This window comes from Uliginosibacterium sp. 31-12 (assembly GCF_030548425.1).
GTDB classification, from domain to species: domain Bacteria; phylum Pseudomonadota; class Gammaproteobacteria; order Burkholderiales; family Rhodocyclaceae; genus Uliginosibacterium; species Uliginosibacterium aquaticum.
The window spans coordinates 217,772-233,404 of the sequence record NZ_JAUOOA010000002.1 but is presented as its reverse complement, the minus strand read 5'-3'; the positions used below and the strand labels follow the sequence as shown (position 1 = coordinate 233,404).

At 64.6% G+C, this 15,633-nt stretch carries 7 protein-coding genes; 1 reads left to right on the top strand and 6 read right to left on the bottom strand.

The features are described 5' to 3' along the window. Positions 1–56: 56 nt before the first annotated feature. The 3 genes from Q3Y64_RS06260 to Q3Y64_RS06250 all read right to left on the bottom strand — a co-directional run bounded on the left by Q3Y64_RS06260 (position 57) and on the right by Q3Y64_RS06250 (position 8,886). Positions 57–3,197, bottom strand: coding sequence for a PAS domain-containing protein (locus Q3Y64_RS06260; protein WP_303560500.1), 3,141 nt, complete (start codon positions 3,195–3,197; stop codon positions 57–59). A gap of 180 nt (positions 3,198–3,377) precedes the next feature. Then, positions 3,378–5,522, bottom strand: a complete 2,145-nt coding sequence (locus tag Q3Y64_RS06255) for an ATP-binding protein (protein WP_303560499.1) — start codon at positions 5,520–5,522, stop codon at positions 3,378–3,380. An 82-nt stretch (positions 5,523–5,604) separates the two neighbouring features. After that, positions 5,605–8,886: a PAS domain-containing protein gene (locus tag Q3Y64_RS06250; RefSeq protein WP_303560498.1), complete on the bottom strand. Its 3,282-nt coding sequence runs from the start codon at positions 8,884–8,886 to the stop codon at positions 5,605–5,607. A 158-nt stretch (positions 8,887–9,044) separates the two neighbouring features. Here Q3Y64_RS06250 and Q3Y64_RS06245 point away from each other — a divergent pair, with 158 nt between their 5' ends. Continuing rightward, a complete protein-coding gene (locus tag Q3Y64_RS06245; protein ID WP_303560497.1) occupies positions 9,045–9,893 on the top strand; it encodes an HD-GYP domain-containing protein in 849 nt (282 codons plus the stop codon). Between the two features lie 110 nt (positions 9,894–10,003). Here Q3Y64_RS06245 and Q3Y64_RS06240 read toward each other — a convergent pair whose 3' ends face one another. The 3 genes from Q3Y64_RS06240 to Q3Y64_RS06230 all read right to left on the bottom strand — a co-directional run bounded on the left by Q3Y64_RS06240 (position 10,004) and on the right by Q3Y64_RS06230 (position 15,593). Beyond that, a complete protein-coding gene (locus tag Q3Y64_RS06240; RefSeq protein WP_303560496.1) occupies positions 10,004–12,073 on the bottom strand; it encodes a pseudouridine synthase in 2,070 nt (689 codons plus the stop codon). 350 nt (positions 12,074–12,423) lie between these two features. Continuing rightward, entirely contained in the window at positions 12,424–13,143 is a 720-nt protein-coding gene (locus tag Q3Y64_RS06235; RefSeq protein ID WP_101941398.1) for a pseudouridine synthase, read from the bottom strand. A gap of 104 nt (positions 13,144–13,247) precedes the next feature. Continuing rightward, positions 13,248–15,593: a fatty acid cis/trans isomerase gene (locus Q3Y64_RS06230; protein ID WP_303560495.1), complete on the bottom strand. Its 2,346-nt coding sequence runs from the start codon at positions 15,591–15,593 to the stop codon at positions 13,248–13,250. Positions 15,594–15,633 lie beyond the last annotated feature (40 nt).

The window sequence follows — 15,633 nt, the reverse complement described above, 5'->3', positions numbered from 1 at the left end:
GATTGTGTTGCCAATTTGCGGGAATTGGCAGGGTTTTCGATGCTGCAGACGCACATTCAGGTATCGCGAGCTGTAGCGGCGGGTGGGTCACCAGCGCGACTGCGGGTATCGAGTTCGGTCAGGTCATAACTCGCGCAGACGATGACCGGGCGCCCCTGGGGGTCGAGACAGCCAGCCTTGGCGATCACTACGACATGCTCGTCATAGCAGCCGGGCAGGCTACGAGCCACTTTTTTGAGGATGGTCTTGCCGGCAAGCACCTCCTGGTCTTCGCTCCGTGCTTCGGCCCAGCGCTGCTGCAGCGCTTCGCGGGCTTGGGCGAGCAAGGCCGGATCGGCCTGCAGGCGGGGGTGGCGTTCGAGGAAATCCGCGCCGAGCTGTGGGCCAGTCTTGCCAAGGGCTTCTGCGGCATCGAGCAGGCCGCGGCGTGCGAGGTAGGCCGGATTGACCATCATGACGCGGCTGTCGGCATCCTTGATGTAGAACTCCTGCGGCAATACGTCGATGACGTGTTGCAGGAAGTCCTGCATGCGACCGAGCAAGGCGGCTTCGCGTTGCAGCGCTTCCTGCAGGGCACGTTCGATGCGGCGATGTTCGGTAATGTCCAGATGCAGCACGGCGATCACCGGCTTGCCATCCACGTCCAGGCAGCGACGCTTGCTGATGATGCGATCCGCCCACGGGCCACAGCCGTTGAGTGGCTGTTCGTGGCGCTCTTCGCTGATGTCCTGGCCGGCCAGCACGCGCTGTTCTTCCTCAATGATCACGCGGGTGGCGTCCGGGCTGGCGGCGATATCCAGGGTGTGGCGGCCGATCAGGGCTCCACTGTCGAGCTGCAGCTCATCGAGGAGGGCCTGGTTCACCAGCACATAGCAGCCGGCCTGGTCCTTGATGAAGAAGGGATGGGGGATGACGTCGATCATGCGCTGGACGAAGGCCTGGGTGCGCTGGCGCAGGGATTTCTCGTTGGCCATCAAGGCCAGTGCCTGGCGCTCGGCTTCGCGCTGCAAGCTCACGTCGATCTGGGCCACGACCAGCACCGGCTGCCCGTCCACATCCAGGCAGCGACGCTTGGAGACAATCAGATCGCGGATATCCTGCCCGCTGAAGCCAAGATCCTGCTTTTCCTCAAACAGGTCTTGCCCGGCCAGCACGGCCTGGTCTTCGCGCAGCGAGGATTCGATCTGCAGCGGGTCGGTGAGAAAGTCGCTCATGCGCTGACCGATGATCTGCTCGCGCGCGAGGCCCGCATCGCTCAGGAAGGCAGCATTGACGTGCATATGGCGGCTTGCCGCATCGCGCACGCCGATCGGGATGGGGATGGCATCGATGAGGCGCTGGATGAAGTCCTGCGTGCGGCTGCGCAGGTCTTTCTCGGCAGCCAGGGAGGCGGCAAGCTGGCGTTCGACTTCGCGCACCGCCGTGATATCGAAGTTCGCTCCGATGATGACCGGGCGCCCCTCCGGGTCGAGGCAAGAGCCCTTGGTGATGAGCCGCCAGCGTGCCTGGCCGGTGAGCGGGTGCGGGGTGTCGTCAATGTTGCGGATGATCCGGCCGGCGAGGACTTCTTCATCCTCGGCCAGTACCCGGGCGGCCACTTCGGGGCTGGGGGCCAGCTCGCGTGCCGTTTTGCCGAGGATCTCGGCGGCCGTTTGCTGGCGCTGGCTGGCAAAGGCTTCGTTGATCATGATGTAGCGTGCCTCGGCATCCTTCACATAAACGGGTTCCGGGATCACGTCGAGCAGACGCTGCAGGAAGGCCTGGATGCGTTCGGCGCGGCCATGCTCGGCATCGAGAGCGGCGCGAAGTTCGCGCTGGGCATTGCGCAGTTCGGTGATGTCGAAGGTGGAGACTACGATCACGCGCTGGCCATCCGGATCTTCGCAGGCCGTCTTGGTGACGATCTGGTCGCGACTCTCGCCGTTCGGGCCAGTGAGCCGGTTTTCCTCCTTGCGCAGATGCAGACCGGCCAGAACCTGGCGGTCTTCCTCCTGCCCCAGGCTGGCATGATGGAGCGCTACTGCGCGATAGGGGCTGTCCTGAGGGATGACGGCGGCGATGACGGCATGCGGTGTCAGGTTGATCAAGGCGTCGCGGTGCATGCCGCGCCTCTGGGCGAAGGCCTCGTTGACCATCAGGTAGCGGCTCTCGGCGTTCTTGATTGAAACCGGGTAGGGCAGCACATCGATCAGGCGCTGGAAGAAGGCCTGGGTGCGTTCGCGGCGCTCGGTTTCGCGCTCCAGCGCATCTTTCACGGCCTGCTCGGCCGTTCGCCAGGGGGTAATGTCCACCTGCGTGCCCACCAGTACGCGGCGCCCCTCCGGATCCTCGCAGCTTTGCTTGCTGATGATGAAGTAGAGATCCTGCTCATTCTTGCGCAGATGTTCCTCACGGAAGATCGGGGTGCCGGCCATCACGCGCAGATCTTCGTGCAAGGCATCCTCGGCTCGCAGGATGTCGGCGTCCAGCACCTGACGGGCCTGGCCGATGAGTTCCCCGGCCGTGAGGTTGTGGCGGGCGCAGAAGCTCTGGTTCACCAGTACGAAGCGGCCTTCCTCATCTTTCACGTAAACCGGCTGCGGGATGACGTCGATGAGGGTCTGCACATAACGCTGGCTGCGCGTGTGCAGGGCGTGCTCGCGGGCGATGGCGGCCGCCAGGGTCTGATTGTGGGCGCTGAGGTTCTCGGCACTGATCAGTACGCAGGGCTCGCCTCGGCTGTCGCTCACACGGGTCGCGCACAGGCGCAGGAGCATTGCCTCACGGCCGTCGTCCGGTTTGAGCAGCACTTCTTCAGGTTCCGACTGACCCTTGCTGCCCATAGCCTGACTGAAGTGGCGCTCCAGGGGGTGCAGCCAGGCTACGCCAAAGTGCGGCAGGCTGCGGGCCTCGCGATTGCGCTCGTCCAGTGCGAGGAAGCTGGCATTGGCATGGTGCACGCCGCGTTCGGCATCAAGCAGGAGCAGAGACAGGCCGGCGCGCTCCAGGGCTGAGTGCAGGGTGTGCTTGGCTTCGCGCTGCAACCAGGCCTGGCGCAGGTGCAGGCCGCCGAGCAGGAGCAGGGCACAAAAGGCCGACAGGAAGCTGCTGCCGAAGCCGTGGTCGGCGCCCAGCCCGTGATTGAGCGCCGCTACGATCAGGGCCAGGGCGAGGCTCTGGGCAAGCAGGGCGAGGATGCGCTGCGTGAGGGCTGACATGGCCGGGGGCAGATCTCTCCGGGGGCTGCGATACGGATTATTACGGCGTGCCCGGATAGTGGCTTGAGTGGCTGAGCGGGCGGGCTTTCCCGAGGTGGCGCAAGCCGCTGCGGCGCCCATCATCACTGCAGCTGGCGGGGTGGCGATCCGGGCAGAGGCCTGTGGCCGGCATCGCTTCGCTCATTGCCGCAGGGCGTGGCGTGCATTCAGGCGGCCTTCGGTGGCGAGGCCGGCGATGGTGTCTTTGATGATGGTGTGGAGGGCGTCTTCGCGCAGGGGTTTGGTGAGGAAGTCGTCCATGCCGGCGGCGAGGTAGTAGTCGCGATCTTCGTCGCTGGCGTTGGCGGTGACGGCCACGATGCGGATCGATGGATTCCGCACGGCGCAGCCGGGCAGACCACCGGCACGGATTGCACGGGAGGCTTCGGCGCCATCCATTTCGGGCATCCGTCCGTCCATCAGCACGAGGTCATAGTCCTGCTGGGCCAGCGCTTGTACGGCGGCGCGACCATTCTCGGCGATATCGACTTCGTGGCCCATGTGAACCAGCTGACCGCGCAGGATCAGCTGGTTCACGCGTACGTCTTCGGCGCACAGGATGCGCAGGCGGTGGCTGTGCGGGGTGATCGGCGCTTCTTCCGGGGGGGCCGTGCTGCGGCCAGGGGCGAGGAGCAGATCAAAGCTGAAGCAGCTGCCCTGGCCCGGCTGGCTGCGCAGGCTGATGCTGCCGCCCATGGCTTCCACCAGTTGGCGGCAGATGGCGAGGCCCAGGCCGGTGCCGCCGAAGCGCCGGGTTGTAGTGAGGTCGGCCTGCTGGAAAACCTGGAACAGACGTTCCTGGGCTTCCGGCGGAATGCCGACGCCGCTGTCTTCCACTTCGCCGAACAGGCGCAGGCTGCCTTCGGGAGCAGGGCTGCAGCGCAGGCGCAGGGTCACGCTGCCGCGCTCGGTAAATTTCACCGCGTTGCCGATCAGATTGATGAGGATCTGGCGCAGGCGGGTGGGGTCGCCCTTGAGGAAGGGCGGCACTTGCGGGTCGATGCTGGTTTCAAAGGTCAGACCGCGGGCGCGGGCACTGTCGCGGAAGCTCTGGGTGGCTTCGCGCACTGTGGTGGCGAGTTCGAAATCGATCTGCTCGAGGCGCAACTGGCCGGCTTCGATCTTCGAGAAGTCGAGGATGTCGTTGATGATGGTGAGCAGGGATTCGGCGCTACCCAGGCCGGTCTGGATGTAGCTGCGGGCTTCGTCTTCGAGACCGGGCGCTCGCAGGGCCAGGCGCAGGCTACCGATCACGCCCGAGAGCGGGGTGCGGATCTCGTGGCTCATGGCGGCAAGGAACTGGGATTTGGCGGCGCTGGCCTGACGCCAGTTCTGCTCGGCCTGACGCCAACTGGTGATGTCGAAGTTGGCACCGACGATCACCGGGTGGCCATCAGCATCGGGGCAGCTGCCCTTGGAGATCACGCGGTAGCGTGGTTCGCCGGTGACAGGATGCTGGATCAGCTCTTCCTTGTAGACCTTGCCGCCATTGAGCACTTCCTGATCTTCGGCCATCACCTTGCGGGCGTGAGCCGGATCCCGTGCCAGGTCGAAGGGCGTCTTGCCGAGCAGTTCGGCGGCCGCCAGCATGCGATCGTTGCAGAAGGCTTCATTGACCAGCAGGTAGCGGCTGTTGGCATCCTTCACATAGACCGGTTGCGGGATCACGTTGATCAGGCGCTGCATCCAGGTCTGGATGCGTTCGCGCTGCAGGCTCTCGCGCGCCACTGCCTGCTGCAGGCCCGCCTCGGTCTGACGCAGGCTGGTGATGTCGACATGCGCGCCGATGATCAGGGGCTGGCCGTTGGGGGCCTGGCACAGACGCTTGGAGACGAGGCGATAGCACTCCTCGCCGGTGACCGGGTAGGTGGTGTGCTGCTCCTTGAACACGGCGTGGCCGGCCAGTACGGCGTGATCCTCGTCATTGATGGTCTGGCTCATGGCCGCACTGGGCGAGAGGTCGAATGAGGAGAGGCCGATCAGCTCGCTGGCCGGGCGGCGGCGCTCGTGGGCGAACGCTTCATTGACCATCAGGAAGCGGGCTTCGGCATCCTTGACGTAGATCGGCTGGGGAATCGCGTCGATGAGGCGCTGCACGAAGTGTTGCATGTCGGCGCTATCGATCTGCTCGTGCGGCCCGCGTCGCCCGAGCAGGGGCACTGCGCAGGCGCCGAGGGCCGCCAGCGCCAGACTGAGCGGCGCGGGCAGGGCGAGCAGCCACAGCAGGCTGGCGAGCAGCAGGGCGGCGAGCAGACTCAGTACGGGCAGACGCCAGGCAGGGGGCATGCGGGCTCCGGCAAGCAAGGTTCTTCCGCTTCTTAACGGCGCCCCCCGCGCGGGCTTGATTGCCCGCAAGGCTGGGCCGCTTTCAGGATTCGGCAGAGGCGCGGCTGGCGACGGTTTCTTCGAGCTGGCGGCGATACTGTGGCCACAGTTTGCGCACGCTGGGCAGATCGTGCTGATCGGCGTTGGCTTCGAGCACCTCGGCCAGCTCGAGCAGGTGTTCATCGCCGGTATAGACCGCGCCGCCACGGATGCTGTGGAACTGACGCGCCAGGCTGGTGAAGTCTTCCGCATCCATGGCGCGCTCGATTTCGCTGATGCGTTGCGGCAGCTCTGCATCAAACATGCTGCGCAGGCGGGTGACGAAATCCCCCTTGCGTGGCGAGGGCGTGTAACTGCCGCCGTGATGCGTGGTGCGGTGCGGTGCGGGCGGCGGCTCGATGCGCTCGATCCATGCAGCAAGCATGGTGTGGAGCTTGTGTTCGTTGATCGGCTTGGTGAGGAAGTCATCCATGCCGGTGTCCAGGCACTGCTGGCGATCGTCCTCGCTGGCGTTGGCGGTGATCGCAATGATCGGGATGTGTGGTTTGCGCACGCGGAATTCGGGCAGGCCACCGGCGCGGATTGCGCGCGTCGCCTCGATGCCATCCATCTGCGGCATGCGCCCGTCCATGAGGACCAGATCGTAATCGCGGCGGGCGAGGGCCGTGATGGCGTCGAAACCATTGGCGACGATATCCACATGGTGGCCCATCTCTTCGAGCAGATCCTGCACGATCAGCTGGTTGGTGGGGGAATCCTCGGCGCACAGGATGCGCAGGCGGCGCGCATGCGGGGCCAGCGGCGAGGCTTTCTGTGTTTCGCCCAGCGTGCCCACCGGCAGGCTCAGCACGAAGCTGAACGAGCTGCCGACGCCGACCTGACTCTGCACCGTGATCTGCCCGCCCATGGCATCCACGAGCTGGCGACAGATCGCGAGCCCCAGGCCGGTGCCGCCGTAGCGCCGGGTGGTGGAGGCGTCGGCCTGCTGGAATTGCTCGAAGAGGCGCGGTAGCGCCTCGCTCGGGATGCCGATGCCGGTGTCCTCCACGGCAAAGCGCAGGGTGCACTGACCGCCGGTGGTGATGAGGCTCTGGACCCGCAAGCAGATTTCGCCCTGTTCGGTGAACTTGAGTGCATTGCTGACCAGATTCATCAGGATCTGGCGCAGGCGCGTGGGGTCGCCGCGCAGCGCACTGGGCAGGGCCGGATCCAGTTCGATACGGAAGTACAGGCTGGCGGCCTGGGCGTGCACCTGGAAGGGCTGCATGGCCTCTTCAAGCATGGGGCGCAGCGCGAAATCGATGTTCTCCAGGCTCAGCTGGCCGGCCTCGATCTTCGAGAAGTCGAGGATGTCATTAATGATGGCCAAAAGGTGCTCGGCATTGGCGAGGCAGATCGAGAGTTTGTCGCGTGCAGTTTCGCTGAGCGCTTCCCGGCGTAAGGCGATCCGCAGCATGCCGATCACGCCCGACAGCGGGGTGCGGATTTCGTGACTCATGCTGGCGAGGAAGATGGACTTGGCTTCCGAGGCCCGCGCGGCGCGCTCCTCGGCTTCGCGCCAGCTGGTGATATTGAAGTTGGCGCCGACGATCACCGGGTTGCCTTCGGCATCCAGGCTGCTGCGCTTGGAGATCAGGCGGTAGCTGTCGCGTCCGGTGAGGGCATGGCGGCGCCGCTCTTCCTTGAGCAACACCTCGCCGGAGAGTACCCGCGCATCTTCTTCGCGCACCAGCTGCACATGGGCGGCGTCGCCCGGGAACATCTCGGGGGTGGCGCCGAGCAGCTCGCTGGCCGGGCGCTGCTGATCCTCGGCAAAGGCCTCGTTGACCATGATGTAGCGGCTCTGCGCATCCTTCACATACACCGGCTGCGGAATCACGTCGATGAGGCGCTGAGTGAAGGTCTGCACGCGCTCGCGCAACTCGCGTTCGCGTTCGAGGGATTGCTGCAGGCTGCGCTCGGCGAGTTTCCAGCGCGTCAGATCGAAGTGCGCGCCAACGATCACCGGCTGGCCATCGGAGTCGGTCGAGCGCCGTTTGGAGACGACGCGGAACACCTCCGCCCCGCTCACCGGATGGGTGCTGTGCTGCTCCTTGAAGATCTCGCTGCCGGCCAGTACTTCGGCATCCTCGCGCAGTGAGGTTTCGCGCGCCTCGAGTTCGCCGGTCAGGTTCAGTGCAGTGCTGCCGAGGATTTCTTCCGGCGGCATCGCACGTTCGCGGGCAAAGGCTTCATTGACCAGGATGTAACGCCCTGCCGCATCCTTCACGTAGACCGGGTCCGGGATCATGTCGAGAATGCGCTGGATGAAGACTTGGGTGGCGCGGTGGAATGCCTGCTCACGCTCCAGCGCAGACTGGCGCTCGCGTTCAGCCTGGCGCCAGGGCGTGATGTCGAAGTTGGCGCCGACGATGACCTTGTGGCCGTCGGTATCCTCGCAGGCGCGCTTGGAAATCAGGCGGAAGCGCTCGGCACCGGTATCCGGATGAGGCACATGCTCTTCCTTGAGCACCGCCTCGCCGGCCAGCACAAGGGCATCCTCGGCCTTGACCCGCTCGGCCGTTTCCTCGCTGGCCCAGGCCAGATTCGACAGGATCTCCTCCATGCTGCGCCCCCGCTCGCGCATGAAGCTCTCATTGACCAGCAGGTAATAGCCCTCGACGCTGCGGACATACACCGGGGCCGGGATCACGTCGATCAGGCGCTGGGTGAATTCTTGGGTGCGGCGGCGCAGCTGGCGCTCGCGGTCTGCCGCCTCCGCCAGCTCGCGCTGGGCCTGGCGCAGCTCGGTGATGTCGATATGCGAGCCGACAATGACCGGGGCACCGGCGCTGTCTGTGCAACAGCCCTTGGCCACCAGGCGGAAGACCTCTGCGCCGGTATGGGAGTGCGTCTTGTGCTCTTCCTTGCGCAGCGGTATGCCGGCCAGCACCGCCAGATCCTCTTCCCGCTGCAGGCGGATGGATTCGGCGTGCGTCGCTTCGATGCCATGGCTGCCGAGCAGTGCTTCGCGGCTGCGCCGCTTGTCGTGCACGAAGGCGTCATTGACGAGGATGTAGCGGCTATCGGCGTCTTTCAGATACACCGGATGCGGGATCACATCCAGGACGCGTTGGAAAAACGCCAGCACATCAGCCTCGCGGCACTCGGCGCGGCGGATCAGCCAAACCGAAATCAGCGCCCCCGGTAGCAGCCAGGCCAGTGCTGTACCGGTGAGCGCCAGCCATAGCTCCGGGTGAGAAATGCCGAGCAACACCGTGCCTGCCGTACCGCATAGAAGCCACAGCAGGAAGAGCTGCCAGCGAAGACCTGGATTCCGATTCATCACGCCCCGCAGTGCATGGAGACTTAGTTCATTTATAGTCTGCACCAAAGGGCAGAGGGATCGGGGCTTTCCACGAGCATGCGACAGCAGATTTCACACATCTTGTCGTAAGTCTCTCTTGCTATGATCGCGCTGCAGCAAACACGGAGGTGAGGCACATGCGGGCAAGGCTGGAGCAGGAACTGAGCGGGCTGTTCATTACGGCTGCGATGGTGGAGGCGCGGGACCCCTACACCGTGGGCCATGCCTGGCGCGTATCGCGTTACGCGCGGCTGCTGGCAGAGGGCAGCGTGCAATCCGAGGAGACTATTGCGCTCGTGTCGATCGCCGGTTTCCTGCACGACCTGGGCAAGATCGGAATTTCTGATTCAGTGCTGCTGCGCCCGGAGCACCTGATCGAGTCCGAATATGAAGTGGTCAAGGAGCACTCCACCGTTGGCGTGCGCATGCTCGATGGGCACCCGCTTGCCGCCTTCCTCGGCGAGGCCATCCGCCATCACCACGAGCGGCCGGACGGCAAGGGCTATCCAGATGGTTTGAAGGGCCTCGAAATCCCCCTCCCGGCGCGCATCATCGGCGTTGCCGATGCCTTCGACGCCATGACCAGCACCCGCCCTTGGCGTCGCCCGCTGGCGCTCGAAGCTGCCTTGCAGGTCATCGAGGCCGGGCTCGGCAGCGAGTTCGACGCCGAGTTCGGCGCGCGTTTTGTATCGCTGGCCCGAGCCGGCGCGATCAGCCACATTCTCGGTCACTCGGATCTGGGGGTGCCGGTGCAGGAGTGCCCGGCCTGTGGCCCGGTGGTGAATGTGTTCCGCACGCATCGGGATGGCGACAAAGTGTATTGCCGCCTGTGTGCCAACGAATTCGTGGTCAGCCATCCGCAAGGCGAGCTCGCCATCACCGCCACCGGCAGCAAGGGCCGTCCCTCTGTGGCCGTGCCGGAGCCGGATGCAGAGCTGATCTCCAGACTCGTGCTCGATTGCGTCGCGCATTTACCTTTGCAGTAAATCTTGGGTTTTCGAATGAAAAAGGGCGGCACATGTGCAGCCCTTTTTTTTGACAGGAATTCAGACCAGCGTCTGAGCGAATGGAAGCTACCGCGCGATAGTTACATCGATCAGAACTTTTCGTGCTCGCCGAGGTAGCGCCACTGGCCGACGGGGAGTTTGCCGAGCGGGATGCTGCCGATCCGGATGCGCTTGAGGCCCACCACTTTCAGGCCGACCAGCTCGCACATGCGGCGGATCTGGCGCTTGCGGCCTTCCTGCAGCACGAAGCGCAGCTGATCCTCGTTCTGCCAGCTGACCTTTGCCGGTTGCAGCTCGACACCATCCAGCTCCAGACCGTGATGCAGCAGGCGCATGCCTTCGGCCGAGAGTTCGCCTTCCACGCGTACCAGGTATTCCTTCTCGACCTCGCTGGTTTCGCCGATCAGCTGCTTGGCGACGCGGCCATCCTGAGTGAGTACCAGGAGGCCGGTGGAGTCGATGTCCAGCCGGCCGGCCGGGGCCAGTTTGCGGATGATGCGGGATTCGAAACGGCGGCGGGTCGGGTCTTCGGCCCAGTGATTCTCCGGTGTGATCAGCACGGCAGCGGGCTCGTAGCCATCTTCGGCCTGACCGGAGACATAGCCGATCGGCTTGTTGATCAGTACCGTGATGCGGCGCAGCTGCATTTCTTCGGCGACGGCATTGAGCTCGATGTGCTGGGTCGGCAGCACCTTGGCGCCCAACTCAGCAATCACTTCGCCATCCACCTTGACCCAGCCGCGCTCGATGTAGTCATCGGCTTCACGGCGCGAACACAGGCCCAGTTCCGACATCAGCTTGGACAGACGCACGGCGCCCGGCTGATCCACCGGTGCGGCGGCCGGGGCGTTGGCAAAGCGTTCGGGCGGCACGGGCCGGTGGTAGCGCTCCGGTGCGGGTTCGGGCGCAGTTTCAGCACGACTGCGGTCAAAGCTGGTGCCGCGCGGAGCCGCCGGCATCTGGTCGTCGCCAAACTTCGGCGCCGGGGCCGGGCCGTCGCGATCGAGGTCGCGGCGCGGGCGCTCGCCGTAAGTGCGCGGGGCTTCATCACGACGCGGACGCTCGCTGCCGAAGCTGCGGCCTTCCGGGCGCGCCTGGGCGCCATCGCGGAAGGCCGGGCGGGCTGCGCGCTCGCCATCGCGGGCAGGGCGCTCAGCGTAAGGGCGGCGCTCATCCGCGGCACGGTTGTCCGGGCGGGAGCGTTCGCCGTCACGGAAAGCCGGGCGGGCCGGACGATCACCCTCCCGGAAAGCCGGACGGCGTTCTTCGCGGTGGCCATCACGTTCGCCGAAGCTGCGGCCTTCGCGCGGGGCACGCTCGGCATAGGGGCGGCGCTCCTGATCCGGGCTGAAAGCCGGCCGCTCGCCATCACGTGGATAAGCCGGGCGGCGCTCATTGCCGCCTTCGAAGGCCGGGCGGCGTGAGCCGTGTTCGCCTTCGGTGCGGGGTTTGGCCGCGCTGCCGAAGCGGCGGTCACCGCCGTCGTCGCGGAAGCTGCGCTGCGGACGATCGCCTTGCGGGGCGCGCTCACCCTCGCGGGAATAGGCGGGGCGACGCTCGTCGCGGCCTTCCGGTCGCGCTCCACGTTCGCCAAAGCCGCGTGCCGGACGCTCGCCGAAGGACGGACGCTCGCCTTCGCGGCGCGGCGGGCGATCCCCTTGCGGGCGGCGCTCATCGAAACCACGCCCGGCGCCACCGCGAAACTCTTCGCGCGGCAGGCGGCCGTTGAACCCCGTGCGATCTTCCTCGCGACGCGGGCCGCTTGGGCGTGGCGTGCGCTCACCGAAAGCAGGGCGGGAGGGGCGGGAATCATCACGGCGCGGGCGTTCGCCCTCGCGGGAATAGGCCGGGCGGCGTTCGTCAAAACTGCGCCCATCGCGCTGGGGGCGATCACCTGCCGGGCGCGCCGGACGTTCGCCCTCGCGACGCGGGCGGTCGCCGCGTTCGTTACGGTCTGCATAGGGGCGGCGCTCGTCAGAACCACGGCCTTCGCGCGACGCGCGTTCGCTGCTCTCTTCGCGTGGGCGGAAGGTGGCTGGCTTGGGCGCGCGTGGCTTGCTGGAGCCGCGCAGCGGCGCGCGGGAGCGGCGCTCGCTGGTGGGCGCATCGCCCGTTTTGGCGGGAAGGGAGAGTTTGCTGCGTTTGCTGTCTTCAGCCATGGTCTTGTTTTTCTTCAGGGTAATTTTTTAAGCGTAGCCCGGCGCGGTGAAGTGCGTCGGTTTTTCATTTCAATACGAGAAATGAGAGGGGGAGAAATCTTAGAAGCTGTTCCCGATCTTACTGCGAGGCCGCTCATTGATCACTGAGAGGGCTCATGCGCTGCTCGGGATCCTCATTGATCAACATAAACTCCGGTTCCTGTGCGTATCGATGCCCTGCTGACGGCCTCTCGCTACAGATCGTGAATAGCTTCTTGGCAAGCGGGGCAAAGTCGAAACCCGATGCGCAGGCGTACAACGGTAGCTTGCGGTGTGTCGAAATTGCCCGGTGCCGCGGATCTATCCTGTTTTCAGGGCTGGTAGCCGAGCAGGGCGAGATGCTTGGGGCGCAGATAACACCAGTCTTCCGGCTCCATCTCGGGGAGGGTGCCGTCTTCCATCGACAGGCCGCCCACGCCATAGCGGTGAAGCTTGTCCACATGGTTGCCAGCCGCGGCGATCATGCGTTTCACAAGGTGGTATTTACCGTGGTCGATCACCAGCTCGATCTGCTTCTCGCCGACCTTGCGCGCTTCGAGTGCGGCGACCGGTTCGGGCTCATCAATCAGTTGCACGCCGGCCAGCAGCTGGGCGATTTCTTCGTCGCGTACGGGCTGGTTGGTCGTGGCTCGGTAGCTCTTGGTGACTTGGCGTTTGGCCGAGGAAATGGCGTGGATGAACTGGCCGTCATCCGAGAACAGCAGCAGACCGGTGGTATCCACATCGAGGCGGCCAACGCTCTGTACATCACGTGCTACCAGGGGTTCGGGCAGCAGGTGGTAGATGCTTTCGTTGTGCTTGGGTTTATGCGAGCACTCGTAGCCGGCAGGCTTGTACAGGGCTACGTAGACCTTTTCGCTGTATTCCCATTCCCACTCGGCGATTTCGAACTGGAAACCTTTCTCCTCGTATTCCGCAAAGGGATCGGTGGCGACCACGCCGCCGATTTTCACTTCGCCATCGCGCACGAGCTTGCGGCATTCCTTGCGCGAGCCGAAGCCCTGAGATTGGAGAATTCTGTCGAGTTGCATCACGGCGGGGGAGGGTAGAGCGGAGAAAGGGCCGCGATTATCGCATTTTGAGACCACTTGTTGCGCAAAATTTGCGCAACAAGTGGTGTGTGACTTGCGAAGGATCAGCGATTCTCGAAGCGGTTCAGATCGAGGATGCCCGCTTCGATCGGTTCCTGGCGACGGTAGTCCGCATTGATAGCGTCGCTCATGGCCCAGAAATCCGGGCTGGTGCGGCGTACGCCGAAGCGCTCCATCAGTTCGCGATAGTCTGCCTTGCTGCCGAGGCGGGCGATGCGCTGGGTGAATTCCGCCAGATCTTTGCGCTGGAGGCGGTAGAAGGCGTTCGGGTAGGCGGTGGCGATGCCTTGCAGCACGTCCAGACCGTATTCGGCGGGCACCACGGCCTTGTCCTCGCGTAGCAGCATGGTGATGTTGCGATGGGCAGTGTTGCGCAGCAGGGTGAAGGTGAGCGGCGCACGGCCGGGCTCTTCGATGCGCAGGAAGCTGGCTTCGGGCAGCCAGCTGAGGCTGCTGCCGCGAATCGCAGCGAGGGTTTCCAGTTCGCGGCGCAGACCGTTGTCCGGCAGGGCAGACAGATTGTGTTTGTAGGGCAGGGCCGGCTGAAGGCGTGCTGCCAGCAGGCCCATCAGTTCATGCTCTGGACGCCCCTGGCCGGATAAGGAGATACCTGACTCTTGATTGAAATGGGCGTGCTTGCCGTAAACGTGATCTTTCACGTTCTGGCTGGCGTCGCGGTACCAGTAGTCGCGCACGCCAATGCGCTCGGCCTGCGGCAGCATGGAAATGAAGTTGAATTCACCTTCCATGCGCAGGAAGTCCATGTAGAGACGGGTGTTAACCTGGTGGCCGAGGTTGCCGAAAACGTCGTAGCCCGCCGTGAGCAGATAGTGGATGCGCTCAAGCAGTGAGTAGCTGATGGCCCAGGCGGTCTTGGGTTTCTGGCCAGCAAGCCCCTTCATGACGGTGGCGTTGTCGAAATGGCGGTAAATCGTCAGAGCTGCATTGGGGTTCTGGCCATCACCATTCCAGATCAGGTTCAGCGAAACGTCTTCTGGGCGGGCGAAGCGTTTTTCCAGATAGGCGGACTTGGCTTCCAGGTAGCGCTCTTCCTGGCGGGAATAGCGGATCAGGGGGGTGAGTACAAGGGAGTTGCTCTCCTCCGCTGCGGGCAGGGCGAGGTTGCGACTCTCCAGGGAGAGGAATTCGGCGTCCGAGCTGGTGAGGGTTTCCGGATCCTGGAAGAAGACCCAGAAGTGATCATTGATCACGTTCAGTGCGGTCTGGCCGCGACATACCGGGCCCTTGATGAAGCCCATCACGGTGAATTCGGCCTCATCAAGCATGAAGCGGTAGCGTGATTTGACCGGCAAAGCGGCAAACGCCCTGAAGGGGTTGGTGGCAATTTCGGGCGCGTAGCCTGGCAGGCTGGTGACCTGATAATCCGGCGTGAAGAACAGCTCCTGCCAGCGCGTCATGCGCTGGGCGCTCAGGGCATAAGGCATGTGCGACTTGGCGACGATGCTTTCTTCCACCGGCAGCAGGCGGTAGTAGAACGGGGCCTTGCCCGGATCATCGAAGGGGCGGCGGCTGGCGATCTCGCGGGCAGGCTGGCCCGAGGGCGTGGTGGAACGGATCAGGCGGAAGTAGCGTAGCTCCGGCTCGCCTTCGAAATACAGATTGGCGAGAAACAGGTGCTCGTAGATGTAGCGGGATACCAGTTGCTCGCGCAGCGAGCTGCCGTTGAAGAAACGCTCCCACTTGCGGATTTCAGCCGTCACGCTGGCCGCCAGCGGACGCGAACCTTCGTAGGGCGCTCCTTGCTGCAGCCAGCGCCGCAGCAAGCCGCTTTCCGCGCTGCTGATGGCCGGCATGCCGAAGGGCATACCCATCAGCGGGTTCTTGCGTTCGAAGGCGCTGTACTCCTCGATGCTGGGGCACTGGTTGGTGCGATTCAGCGAGAAGTCCAGCGAGTCCGGTGCGGGTTCGTTCGGGGTGAGCGGATGGCGCTCCTTCAGATCGAGGGCACGCGCCAGCAGGCTGGCCTGCAGTTCGGCCGCTGGCGTGGCCGGGAACTCGTTGAGCACCGGATGGAAGCCCTTCTTGCGCCAGACCGAAGGCTGGTCGGCATCAATGAAGAGGCGGGTCGGGTTCGCCTCGAACAGGCGGGCGGCGTCATAAACGTTGTCCTTGCTGGCACCGCGGCTGATGCCCTCGAAGGAACCGAGCTTGAGCTGGCAGGCGGCGTCGTAGCAGGCGTGGCAGACCACGCAGCGCTGCTCCAGCACCGGCAGCACTTCAGTGCGGAAAGAGACCTGGCCGGCCTCGGCATGCGGGGTATCGAAACGGGTTGGATTGGCGGGGCCGAAGAGCGCGCCGAGATCTTCGCGAGCGAGCGTGGCACAGCCGACCAGGAAGACCAGCAGAGCGAGGAGGTAGGGGCGTTTCATGAGCTGGCCTTCAGCAACTTGGAATGGAGTGCAGGAATGG

Bases quoted from the DNA above. Each gene is read 5' to 3' on its own strand.
- Q3Y64_RS06240 (WP_303560496.1), bottom strand. From the start codon at position 12,073: ATGGCTGAAGACAGCAAACGCAGCAAACTCTCCCTTCCCGCCAAAACG.
- Q3Y64_RS06250 (WP_303560498.1), bottom strand. From the start codon at position 8,886: ATGAATCGGAATCCAGGTCTTCGCTGGCAGCTCTTCCTGCTGTGGCTT.
- Q3Y64_RS06235 (WP_101941398.1), bottom strand. From the start codon at position 13,143: ATGCAACTCGACAGAATTCTCCAATCTCAGGGCTTCGGCTCGCGCAAG.
- Q3Y64_RS06245 (WP_303560497.1), top strand. From the start codon at position 9,045: ATGCGGGCAAGGCTGGAGCAGGAACTGAGCGGGCTGTTCATTACGGCT.
- Q3Y64_RS06255 (WP_303560499.1), bottom strand. From the start codon at position 5,522: ATGCCCCCTGCCTGGCGTCTGCCCGTACTGAGTCTGCTCGCCGCCCTG.
- Q3Y64_RS06260 (WP_303560500.1), bottom strand. From the start codon at position 3,197: ATGTCAGCCCTCACGCAGCGCATCCTCGCCCTGCTTGCCCAGAGCCTC.
- Q3Y64_RS06230 (WP_303560495.1), bottom strand. From the start codon at position 15,593: ATGAAACGCCCCTACCTCCTCGCTCTGCTGGTCTTCCTGGTCGGCTGT.